Here is a 12,535-nt window from a genome sequence, read left to right on the forward strand (position 1 = left end):
ACGTTAACCTCCTAATGGTTAATTATGCATTAAAAGCAATTTTCAATGCTTCTCTTGTTGTTGATACGCCAATAACTTCTGTACCTTCAGGGAATTCTAAACCTTTAATATTATTTTTAGGTATGATAATACGTTTAAATCCTAGTTTAGCCGCTTCTTGTACACGTTGATCAATTCTAGCAACCCTTCTTACTTCACCTGTTAAACCGACCTCACCTACGAAACAATCATCACCTTTAGTAGGTTTATCTTGGAAACTTGAAGCTATCGCGATAACAATACTTAAATCTACAGCGGGTTCACTTAATTTTACACCACCGGCAATTTTGATATATGCGTCTTGTTGTTGTAATAAGAAATTCTCTTTCTTCTCTAATACAGCCATCAATAAGCTTAATCTATTGTGATCAATACCTGTTGCCATTCTTCGTGGATTATGAAAAGTCGTTGGCGTCACTAAAGCTTGTACCTCAACTAAAATAGGTCTCGTACCTTCCATAGTTGCAACAATAGTCGAACCCGATACATGTTTCGTTCTTTCTTCTAAGAACATTTCAGACGGATTTTTAACTTCGTTAAGACCCGTTTGCTTCATTTCAAAAATACCCATTTCATTTGTCGAACCAAAACGGTTTTTGACTGCTCTTAATATTCTGTATGCATGATGTGTATCACCTTCAAAATACAAGACTGTATCAACCATATGTTCTAACAAACGTGGACCAGCAATTTGTCCATCTTTCGTTACGTGTCCAACAATAAATGTAGCAATGTTCATTTGTTTTGCGATATGCATTAAATTTTGTGTACATTCTCTAACTTGAGAAACAGAACCTGGCGCAGAAGTGACTTCTGGGTGGAAGACAGTTTGAATGGAATCTATTACTAATACATCTGGTTTTTCTTTTTGAACCATACTATGTATAATCTCTAAATTCGTTTCAGCATAAACATTTAATTCTCCTGAATCTTCAACTAATCTTTCAGCTCTTAATTTTGTTTGTCTTACAGATTCTTCACCTGAAACATATAAGACATTTTTTTGTTGAGATAAAGCCGCACAAATTTGTAATAACAATGTGGATTTACCAATACCAGGGTCGCCACCAATGAGTACAAGCGAACCTTCTACAACACCGCCACCTAATACGCGGTTAAATTCATTGATTTTAGTCTTAATTCTAGGTGTATCTTCTTCTTTGACGTCTTTTAATTTTTCTATTTTTTGTGCGGGTACATCTGACTTGAATGTATTTTTAGGACCTTTAGTTTCTTTATGTTCTATTGATTCTTCCATTTGGTTCCATGCACCACAATTAGGGCATTTCCCCATCCATTTTGGAGATTGATATCCGCAGGCTAAACACTCAAATATTACTTTCTTTTTGGCCATTCATGTTACCTCCGTATTAATTGAATAGTTATATTTTAAACTTGACTGACATTAAAAACAAATTAATATACTTTAAAATCAATATAAAAGCCCGCAAACTATTATGATAAATAGCTTGCGGACTCATTATAATATTAAATTAACATTGTTGATTTTTAAGCTTTTGAAGTTTCTTCTGCTTCTTTATGATCTGATAAATCAAATTTAAATTCATCATCTCTGTAATCTACAATGACATCTTTACCTACTAAATCTTGTCCAGATAAGATTAATTCACTTAAATTATCTTCGACGTGTTTTTGAATAGCACGTGTTAATGGTCTTGCACCATATTCTGGATCGAATCCTTCATCAGCAATTTTTTCTTGTGCTGAATCTGAAAGCGTAATGTGAATGCCTTGTTCTGATAATCGTTTCGTTAAGTTACCAGCCATTTTATTCACAATTTCTTTAAGATGTGTTTTTTCAAGTTTGTGGAAGACGATAATATCATCTACACGGTTTAAGAATTCTGGTCTAAATTGTTGTTTTAATTCATCCATCATTGTTTTTCTGATAGTTTCGTAATCCGGTCCACTTTCTTTAGCACCGAATCCAACAAATTTAGCATTTTGTAATTCTTGTGCACCAACGTTTGATGTCATGATAATAACAGTGTTTCTAAAGTCTACTTTACGACCTTTAGAATCTGTTAAGTGTCCATCATCTAACACTTGTAACAAGATATTAAATACATCTGGATGTGCTTTTTCAATTTCGTCAAATAGGATAACTGAATATGGTTTACGTCTTACATTTTCAGTTAATTGTCCACCATCATCATGACCTACATAACCTGGAGGAGAACCTACTAAACGGCTGACAGAGTGTTTCTCCATAAACTCACTCATGTCGACTCTGATCATAGCATCTTCTTCACCGAACATTGCATCAGCTAATGTACGTGCAAGTTCAGTTTTACCAACACCTGTTGGTCCTAAGAATATAAAGCTACCAATTGGTCTCTTAGGATCTTTAAGACCAGCACGGGCACGTCTTACTGCTTTAGAAATAGATTTAACTGCATCGTTTTGACCGATTACACGTTCATGTAAGATAGTTTCTAAGTTTAGTAATCGTTCTGACTCAGTTTCGTTTAATTTCGTAATTGGAATACCTGTCCAATTTGCGACAACGACTGCGATATCTTCAGCAGTTACACAAGTGTTTTTCTCACCTTGTGCTTTTTTCCATTCGTTTTTAGTATCTTCTAATTGTTTTTCAAGTTTTGTTTGTTTATCTCTTAAATTAGCTGCATTTTCAAACTCTTGAGAATGTACGGCAGCATCTTTTTCTTTCTTAACTGTTTCTAATTCTGATTCAAGTTCTTTAAGACTTGGAGGTGTTGTATAGTTTCTAAGTCTTACTTTAGAACTTGCTTCATCGATTAAGTCGATTGCTTTATCAGGTAGGAATCTATCTGAAATGTAACGGTCACTCATATTAACGGCCGCTTCAATCGCTTCATCTGAAATATTAATACGGTGATGCGCTTCGTAACGATCTCTCAAACCTTTTAAAATTGCAATTGAATCTTCAGTATTTGGTTCATCAACTGTTACTGGTTGGAAACGACGTTCTAATGCAGCATCTTTTTCAATATATTTACGGTATTCATCTAATGTAGTTGCACCGATACATTGTAGTTCACCACGAGCTAATGCTGGTTTCAAGATGTTTGATGCATCGATAGCACCTTCTGCTCCACCTGCACCAATCAGTGTGTGTAACTCATCGATGAATAACACGATATTACCTGCTTGATGAATTTCTTCCATTACTTTTTTAAGTCTTTCTTCAAATTCACCACGATATTTAGTACCTGCTACAACAGTACCCATGTCTAATGACATAACGCGTTTACCTTTTAATGTTTCTGGCACTTCGTTTTGTACGATTGCTTGTGCCAAGCCTTCAACGATAGCCGTTTTACCGACACCTGGTTCACCGATTAATACCGGATTGTTTTTAGTTCTTCTACTTAACACTTCAATGACACGTGTAATTTCATCTGAACGACCAACTACTGGATCTAACGTACCATCTTGCGCAATGACTGTTAAGTCTCTTGCTAATCCATCTAAAGTTGGTGTTGCTTGATTTTTAGTCGTTTGTGCATTTTTTGAACCTTGCTCTGGACTGCCTAATGATTTAACGACTTGTGCTCTTGCTTTAGTGATATTTAAATCTAAATTAGCAAACACACGTGCTGCTACACCTTCGTTCTCACGAATTAATCCAAGTAATAGATGTTCTGTTCCAACAAATGTATGGTTTAACTTTCTCGCTTCATCCATTGAAAGTTCAATTACTTTCTTAGCTCTTGGTGTGTAATGAATCGCACCAACTTGTTCTTGACCTTGGCCAATTAAGTTTTCAACTTCTTTTGTTACTTTTTCTTCAGTAATACCGAAAGCATCTAGTACTTTAGCTGCTATGCCTTCAGGTTCTTTCATTAAACCTAATAATAAATGTTCCGTACCTATATTTGAATGATTCAATCTCATTGCTTCTTCTTGTGCATGCGCTAATACACGTTGCGCACGTTCTGTTAATCTACCAAATAGCATAAACTAACCTCCTATTTTATATATGTTCTCTTAAAAAGGTTGCTCTTTGTTCATCTACAGATTGTTCCGAGTCATTACCTTCAAAGAATGGTGTTTGTATTGTAACCATTAAATTATCAAAATTAAAGTTATTACTCTCGATATGTCCTAAATCTATACCCAGTTTCATTTCACTTAATCTTAATGAAGCTTCTTCAACAGATATTAATTGTGCAGATTTCAATATACCTTTCGCACGATGAACTCTGTCTTTTGTTTCCATATGATTAAAGCGATCAAGTCTTTGTCTAATTTGTTCTTCTTCACTAATGATTTGTTCAACAATTTGTGTTAAATCTTCAATGATTTCTTCTTCAGTCTTACCAAGTGTTAATTGATTAGATATTTGATACACATGACCAAGTGCACCTGTACCTTCACCATAAATACCTCGAATCGTATATCCGAATCTATTGATAGCTTGTCCAATTCGTTTCATACGTTTCATGATGCTTAAGCCAGGTAAGTGCAACATAACACTCGCTCTTAACCCTGTTCCAATGTTCGTTGGACAAGTCGTTAAAAATCCATGTTGTTCATCATAAGAAATCGTTAGATGTTTATCAAGCTCATCATCTAATTTAGATGCTGTTTCATACAACTCGTTTAGCACGAGATTATGGCCCATAACTTGTATTCTAACGTGATCTTCTTCGTTGATCATAACACTTGTTGATTCATCTTCATTTAATAATACTGCACCAAATTTCTGTTTTGTCAGTGCTGGGCTAATAAGATGTTTGAACACGAGTTTATTCTGATCTAGTTCACTTAAATCTGATAACTTAGTCAATTTCAATTCTGATAATGCTTTACTCACTTTTTCTATTACTTTGTTGCCTGTTTCGTCATCTTCTTCATATTTGAGCGGATGAACTTCGTCTTGAAGGTTACGTGCAAGTCTTATTCTAGAACTCATGACAATTGGCGTGTCTTCTGTTTCTTTCATCCAATCGCTAATATGTTCATTCATATGCTCTTCCATTTACTCGACCTCACCTTCTGCTTTCAATGCTTTTATTTCATCTCTTACAACTGCTGCATCTTCAAAGGCTTGCTCTTCAATTAAGCCTTGGAGTATTTTTTCTTTCTCTGCAATTTGTTGTTTGAGTTGTATTTTACTTCTTGAAGATACAGGTATTTTACCTGTATGCTCCCCACTGCCCGCTTGAACTCTTCTAATAATTTGCGGTACATCATCTTTAAAAGTTTCATAGCAGTCATGACAACCAAACTTACCAACTTTAGCAATATCTGTTAAAGTCATGCCACAAGTAGGACAGTGCTTTTCTTCTTGTGGTTGAACTTGTTTAAAGTTAATACCATGTTTACCTACTAAATATTGTAGAAATTGGTTCACAACAAATTCTTGGTCCAAATTTTGATCACTCATATGATCATCTTGAAAATAAAAATGTTCTGAAGCACAGTTTTTACATATCCATTGTTCTGTTTTATGTTTCTTACCTGTTGATGTTAATTGAATTGTTGCTTCTTCTTTACCACAAATTTCACAAAGCATACTGTCACTCCTTTTTAACTATAATGTATGACGGCAAGTATACGTTTCAATATATTTGCTCGAATAATATCTCTATATGGTATTTCTATTTGCAATGTATCTCTATGAAGCGTTTGAACAATCATTTTTTTCTCTCTATCTGTAATTAAGTCATTTTCATACAAACCATCCACAATTCTAAATGCATTTGCTTGTGAGATTTGATCACCTGTCAATTCAATTAGATGTCTAATGAATGCTGATTGACTATTCGTTTCAACTTTTGAAATACGAATGTAACCACCGCCGCCTCTTTTACTTTCTATAGCGTATCCGTGCTCATTTGTAAATCTTGTTTTTATAACATAGTTTAATTGGGAAGGTACACAATCAAACTTTTCAGCAATATGTGCACGTTTAATTTCAACGACATCTCCTTGAGCCTCCTCTAGCAATTGCTTTAAGTATTGCTCAATGATATCCGACATGTTGTGCATTAATTCATCACCTCTTTTGACCTTCTTTGACTATATTATATGTTCTGTTGTTTATTATTTCAATTAATTTGTTTCTTTAAAAATTTTTAAAATTTTATACCGCTTTCAAAAGAAATAAGTTATCATATAAGGTAGGTTATGATTGAGTATAAACGAAGGGAAAGGTGTGTCAATTATTCATTATATTATCGGGATTATCGGTATCTTATTATTCCTATTTCTAGCATGGTTAGTAAGCTCTGATAAAATGCGTGTTAGATGGCAGTATATAGGATTAATGATCGTAATCCAGTTTATATTTGCTTTCTTATTATTAAAAACAACAGGTGGATTAACTATCATAGGTGGTATTTCAAGTGGTTTTGGCTACATCATAGCAAAAGCTATGGAAGGGATAAACTTCGTATTTGCGGGTATTGCAAATATCGATCCTAAGACAGATAAGCCTGTTTCAGTTTATTTCCTTAACGTATTAATGCCAATTGTGTTTGTATCAGCACTTATCGGTATTTTACAATATCTTAAAATCTTACCTCTTATCATTAAATATTTAGGTTTAATTATTTCTAAAGTTAATGGTATGGGTAAATTAGAATCATATAATGCGGTCGCATCTGCAATTTTAGGTCAATCAGAAGTGTTTATTTCTATCAAAAAACAACTTCCATTAATTCCTAAACATCGTATGTATACATTAACAGCTTCAGCTATGTCTACAATATCTGCATCAATCGTTGGTGCATATTTTACGATGGTTGAACCGAGATACGTTGTAACAGCTATCGTATTAAACTTATTTGGTGGATTTATTATGGCATCCATTATTAATCCATATACAGTAGATCCAAAAGAAGACGACATCATGATTCAAGAATCAGAAGAAAAACAATCATTCTTCGAAATGTTAGGTGAATATATTTTAGATGGTTTCAAAGTTGCCGTTATCGTAGCAGCAATGTTAATCGGTTATGTTGCATTAATCGGACTATTAAATGGTGTTACATCTAACATTTTAAGTTTCGTTTCTGGCGGTTCAGTATCATGGGACTTCCAAACATTAATCGGATTTGTATTTGCACCATTTGCCTTCTTAACAGGGGTTCCTTGGGCAGATGCAGTACAATCAGGTAGTATTATGGCTACTAAAGTTCTTTCAAATGAATTTGTTGCGATGGGTATTCTACCTGATGCAGATATTTCAGAAAGAGCAAATGGTATCATTTCAGTATTCTTAGTTTCATTCGCAAACTTCGGTTCTATTGGTATCATCGCGGGTGCTGTTAAATCATTAAATGACAAACAAGGGGATAATGTCGCGCGCTTCGGTATTAAATTATTATACGGTGCAACATTAGTATCATTCTTATCAGCTACAATCGCAGGATTTTTCTTATAATAAAAAGAAGCAGTCTACAGAACAATAATCGTTCTGTAGACTGCTTTTTTGTTTGTTATACTTGCTCTGTTTGGTATTGTTTTACGATTTCTTCAATGAAATACGCCATTATTTTGTAGTCTTCAGTAAGTTCCGGATGGAATGAAATACCTAAGTATTGATTTTGTCTTACAGCTACAATTCTATCTTCGACCTTAGATAATACCTCAACACCTTCATGAGCTGATTGTATGTGAGGTGCACGTATAAATACGGCATTAACCGCTTCTTCAATACCTTTAACATCTAAATCTTGTTCAAAGCTATCTACTTGTCTACCAAATGAATTTCTCTCAACTACAACGTCCAATTTATTTAAATGACTTTCTTGGCCAACTACTTCTTTCGCTAAAAGTATTAACCCAGCACAAGTTCCATACATAGGTAATGAACTATTTCTTAGTGCTTCTGTAAAGCCGTATAAATCCATTAAACGACGCATAGTCGTTGATTCTCCACCAGGTAAGACTAAACCATCAATTTCATCTAATTGCTCTACATGCTTAATTGTAATACCTTCATGGCCAGCTTTTTCAATATGCTTTATATGTTCTCTTACAGCACCTTGTAAACCTAAGACACCTATCTTCATATTACCATCCACGCTCTTGCATACGTTCTTCTAATGATAATTGATTGATGTCTAAACCTTTCATAGCTGGTCCTAATTCTTTAGACAATTCAGCAATTAATTTATAATCTTGATAATGTGTAGTTGCTTGAACAATTGCTTTAGCAAATTTTTCTGGAGCTTCAGATTTGAAAATACCAGATCCAACGAATACACCATCAGCACCTAATTCCATCATTAACGCAGCATCAGCTGGCGTTGCAACCCCACCTGCTGCAAAGTTTACAACTGGTAAACGACCTAAATCTTTAATTTCTTTTAATACTTCATATGGTGCACCAATATTTTTAGCTTCAGTCATAATTTCGTCGTCACTCATCACAACTAATTTACGCACTTCTGCGTTCACTTGTCTCATATGACGAACTGCTTCAACTATATTACCAGTTCCTGGTTCACCTTTCGTACGTAACATTGCAGCACCTTCACCAATTCTACGTGCAGCTTCACCTAAATTACGGCAACCACAAACAAATGGCACTGTAAATTCATCTTTTTTCAAATGATATTCTTCATCAGCTGGTGTTAACACTTCTGACTCATCAATATAATCAACGCCCATTGATTCCAATACGCGTGCTTCTGTAATATGACCAATTCTACCTTTAGCCATAACAGGAATAGATACAGCATTCATAACTTCTTCTACAATACGTGGGTCAGCCATTCTTGCTACCCCACCTGCTGCTCTAATATCAGATGGTACGCGTTCTAATGCCATTACAGCAACAGCACCTGCTTCTTCAGCTAATTTAGCTTGTTCGGCATTAACCACATCCATGATTACGCCACCTTTTTGCATTTCTGCCATACCTCTTTTAACTTTATCTGAACCAGTAATTTTTGACATCGAAAAACTTCCTCCTTTTAAATCGCTTACTAGTAGGTTATACTAAATTCTGAACTGGTAAAAGAGTCAGATTTATCAAATAATTAGTGGTCAGTTTTCGAGGTGAATAAAATGGAAATGCTCATGTTCGACATCAATAGGAAGATTAATACGCCTATATACATACAACTATATGAAAATATTAAAAAAAACATTATTAACGACGTTATGAGGTATAACGAAAAATTACCTTCAAAAAGGCAATTAAGTCATTATTTATCAGTAAGTCAAACAACGATAGAACACGCTTATCAACTACTTTGCGATGAAGGTTATATCTATAGTAAAAATCGTTCTGGCTTTTATATTAATGATATCGTTAATCTACCGGTAACCTATAAATCCAAGATTCCTGAAGCTCACTATATAGAAGAACAAAAGTATCAATATAGCTTTAAACTAGGTGCAATAGACAAAACGCATTTCCCGAATGACCTTTTTAGAAAATACGCTAAAGAAGCATTTGATGAACAGCAAATAGATTTATTAGATAGTGGCCATAAACAAGGTGATTTTAATTTAAGAAAAGAAATCAGTTATTATGTCTTTCATAGTCGTGGCGTAAATTGTTCTCCAGATCAAATTGTCGTTGGGTCGTCAACAGAGCAGTTACTATCCATTATTACGGATATCATTTCAGAGTCTAAATATATGATAGAAGATCCATTATACAAACAAGTGAGAGATTTATTAAAAAGAAAACATATCCCATTTGACTTTATCCCCGTTACGCAAAATGGGATTGATATAGAGCAAATTATCAAGACGGATAGTGATGTTGTGTATATAACGCCAAGTCATCAATTTCCAACTGGTGTCATTATGGACTTAAAACGACGAACACAACTCATCAAATGGGCTTCAGAACAAGACAATCGTTTTATTATTGAAGATGACTATGATTCAGAGTTTAGATATAGTGGAAGGCCGATACCAGCTCTACAAAGTTTAGATCATTCAGATAGCGTCATATATGTTAGTACGTTCTCTAAATCTATTTCGCCCTCGTTACGTGTGGCCTATGCTGTACTTCCGAAAAATTTAATTGCTTTATATCACAAAAAGACAAACATAGAAGGTGGCACCGTACCAAGACATACACAATATATGTTAGCAAGGTTTATGAATGAAGGACATTTCGAAAGACATTTAAATCGCATGAGAAAAATATATCGAACTAAAAGAGATATCATACTCGAACAACTCAAAAAATACCCTGAAACCTTTTCGATTTCAGGGGAATTAACGGGAATGCATTTTATATTAAATGTTCATAATGGTTTATCTTTAGAGGAATGTATAAGAAAAATTGAAGCATGCAATATCGATATTAAACCCCTCTCTCATTATCGCTTTAAACAAACTGATGAGAAACCTCACTTTGTTCTCGGATTCGGTGGTATTAATATTGAAGATGCCAAAACACATATCAATAGTTTAATAGAATGTTTAACCAAATAAAAAAAGACTTCATCGCGAAGTCTTTTTTTATTTGCTATGACTTAAACTTTGTAATTTCATTAGTTCATTTCTAATACTTGTATATTCTTTTAATTCTGGTAAATCAATTTTTTCATAGTCTGCATTAAAGACCACTTTCTTACAAATATTCTCATAAGTCGCTAAATAAAGTCCTAAGTCATGGTCTGATAGCGTCGTAATCTTACCTTGTGCATAAGCTCTTTCTAACGTAAATGCTAATTGTTCAACTGTAAATATAATCGGATAAACATATTCAATCTTTTTAACTTTGTTATCCATTTCATTCAACGCAGCTTGATACATTGCCTTCGTATTCATGATCTCAGTGTGCAAATCTGTGATGACTTTTGATTTTGCAATATTATGATGATACTTATTAGAAGAAAATATTGCATGAAACAAACTTGCTTGTAGTTTTAACGTATTATTAATCGTCTTAGGTAATTTTTTAGATGCTTGATTTCTTCCTACTATCAGTACACCAATTAAACCTATTACTGAACCAATTACAACATCAACAATTCTTGGCATCACTAAATATGTATCGAAATGTTGAGTGATTGCTGCTGACATTAAAAGAACATTCGGCGTGATGAATGTGACTGCAATTGTATAATTAAATGCGACTAATAACTCAGCTGTCCCCATCAAGATGGCCATTAGTATGACAATCGTCCATGTATTAGGCTCAAATGATAAAATTAAAATTGCGACTAACATACCTGTAATTGTACCTACTGTTCTTTGCAATGCTCTTTGGATTGTAGAGAGTGATGATGAACCTAATAATACAGAACAACAAGATATTGGTATCCAATATGCTCTTTCAAACCCCATACCAAATGCAATAATAACTGAAGTAAATAATATAATTCCATATTGCATCGAAGACATTAAAACTAATGAATCTCTTGATAAATTTTCTTTAATAATTCTTGAGTACATCGGTTTTCTATAAATAATTTGTTTATCAAATTGTAAATTCTTATCGTTAAGAATAATGACTGTATCATTAATTAATTCAGCTAATGACTTTATGTAAGAGCTCTCTCCATCATATTTAATCGGTACATATTGAGCAGATTCATTTCCTGCAATTCTAAGCTGAATATAAGTAAGTGCTTCACTTATTTCTATTGGTAACTCTTTATAACCTTGAGAAGATAATTCTAAACAAGCAGACCATATAGCTTCACCGCGCCCTTTTAACTGCAACATTCTATTATAACCATGCGTTTTATTCCAAAAAGCATTAGCTGTCGTCAAAGTATTTGTTGCATGATGTATCGCATTTAAAGTATTACTACGTGCATCATCAAATTTTTTCCCACTAAAATTTTCAGTTAAATATGCTAAATTTTTATAAATATTTGATACACTTTCAGCTTCCGGTTTTTTATGATTAAACATTGCATCAACAATTACAACAATTGTACTGACAATACCACCACATAAAACAAGTAATCCTCTGTTTAGGAAATCTTCAGGCATAATTGGCATAATAGAAGCTACACTATATGTAAGTACAAAGAATAAAGAAGAAGGACCAGGTATTTGAAAAGCTTTTAAAACGAAATGACCTATCATCCCTATAAGTCCTAATACTAATGCATATAAAAATGGAATCGTTATTGTAATCGTTCCTAACATGATACAAACACTTAATACTATAGAAACTGCTATAACTTTTCTAATTCGTGAAGGATATGACCCATTAATAATGTATATATTACTAAATGATCCTAATAACGCAGTTAGTCCTAGATCGAATCTTCCAAGTAATACACTTCCAGCTAAAATGATAAAAACAATAATAGCTTGCATAAATGCTTTTTTAGTTGCAAGATTGTTCTTATTCACTTTAAACATCACATCAAAATACTTTTTCATGTTATATCTCCTCTCACAATTTTCAAGCAAAAAAAAGAGACCTAACAGGTCTCGAGTGCGGCTCATCGCATCCATTTATAAATATTTGCCCGGCAACGTCCTACTCTCGCGGAACGTAAGCCCAACTACCATCGGCGCTAAAGAGCTTAACTTCTGTGTTCGGCATGGG

At 33.9% G+C, this 12,535-nt stretch carries 10 protein-coding genes and 1 rRNA gene; 2 read left to right on the forward strand and 9 right to left on the reverse strand.

Annotated elements, in window-relative coordinates; translation table 11 throughout:
• Positions 1-22: 22 nt before the first annotated feature.
• From radA to LQ679_RS13760, 5 genes are all read right to left on the reverse strand, one after another.
• Complete coding sequence (gene radA / locus LQ679_RS13740; RefSeq protein ID WP_025904845.1) at positions 23-1,393, reverse strand: DNA repair protein RadA; 1,371 nt, start codon at positions 1,391-1,393, stop codon at positions 23-25.
• A gap of 155 nt (positions 1,394-1,548) precedes the next feature.
• Positions 1,549-4,002, reverse strand: coding sequence for an ATP-dependent Clp protease ATP-binding subunit (locus LQ679_RS13745; RefSeq protein WP_037589909.1), 2,454 nt, complete (start codon positions 4,000-4,002; stop codon positions 1,549-1,551).
• Between the two features lie 16 nt (positions 4,003-4,018).
• Positions 4,019-5,026 carry a protein arginine kinase gene (locus LQ679_RS13750; protein WP_025904843.1) on the reverse strand — a complete coding sequence of 336 codons (1,008 nt, stop codon included), beginning with the start codon at positions 5,024-5,026 and terminating at the stop codon, positions 4,019-4,021.
• Positions 5,027-5,563: a UvrB/UvrC motif-containing protein gene (locus tag LQ679_RS13755; protein ID WP_025904842.1), complete on the reverse strand. Its 537-nt coding sequence runs from the start codon at positions 5,561-5,563 to the stop codon at positions 5,027-5,029.
• Between the two features lie 14 nt (positions 5,564-5,577).
• A complete protein-coding gene (locus tag LQ679_RS13760; RefSeq protein ID WP_025904841.1) occupies positions 5,578-6,039 on the reverse strand; it encodes a CtsR family transcriptional regulator in 462 nt (153 codons plus the stop codon).
• 175 nt (positions 6,040-6,214) lie between these two features.
• Here LQ679_RS13760 and LQ679_RS13765 point away from each other — a divergent pair, with 175 nt between their 5' ends.
• Positions 6,215-7,435 carry a NupC/NupG family nucleoside CNT transporter gene (locus tag LQ679_RS13765; protein WP_037589906.1) on the forward strand — a complete coding sequence of 407 codons (1,221 nt, stop codon included), beginning with the start codon at positions 6,215-6,217 and terminating at the stop codon, positions 7,433-7,435.
• A gap of 55 nt (positions 7,436-7,490) precedes the next feature.
• Here the strand turns inward: LQ679_RS13765 and pdxT are convergent, their stop codons facing one another.
• Positions 7,491-8,066, reverse strand: a complete 576-nt coding sequence (gene pdxT, locus LQ679_RS13770; protein ID WP_037589905.1) for a pyridoxal 5'-phosphate synthase glutaminase subunit PdxT — start codon at positions 8,064-8,066, stop codon at positions 7,491-7,493.
• A 1-nt stretch (position 8,067) separates the two neighbouring features.
• Complete coding sequence (pdxS, locus tag LQ679_RS13775; protein WP_025904838.1) at positions 8,068-8,955, reverse strand: pyridoxal 5'-phosphate synthase lyase subunit PdxS; 888 nt, start codon at positions 8,953-8,955, stop codon at positions 8,068-8,070.
• A 111-nt stretch (positions 8,956-9,066) separates the two neighbouring features.
• Between pdxS and pdxR the strand changes: the two genes are divergently transcribed.
• Complete coding sequence (pdxR, locus tag LQ679_RS13780) at positions 9,067-10,455, forward strand: MocR-like pyridoxine biosynthesis transcription factor PdxR (RefSeq protein WP_204188306.1); 1,389 nt, start codon at positions 9,067-9,069, stop codon at positions 10,453-10,455.
• A gap of 27 nt (positions 10,456-10,482) precedes the next feature.
• Here the strand turns inward: pdxR and LQ679_RS13785 are convergent, their stop codons facing one another.
• Positions 10,483-12,366, reverse strand: a complete 1,884-nt coding sequence (locus LQ679_RS13785; RefSeq protein ID WP_239740184.1) for an FUSC family protein — start codon at positions 12,364-12,366, stop codon at positions 10,483-10,485.
• Between the two features lie 87 nt (positions 12,367-12,453).
• Positions 12,454-12,535 (reverse strand): 5S ribosomal RNA (gene rrf / locus LQ679_RS14960); the annotation flags it as partial.

This window comes from Mammaliicoccus sp. I-M35 (assembly GCF_022386455.1).
Taxonomy (GTDB): domain Bacteria; phylum Bacillota; class Bacilli; order Staphylococcales; family Staphylococcaceae; genus Mammaliicoccus; species Mammaliicoccus sciuri_A.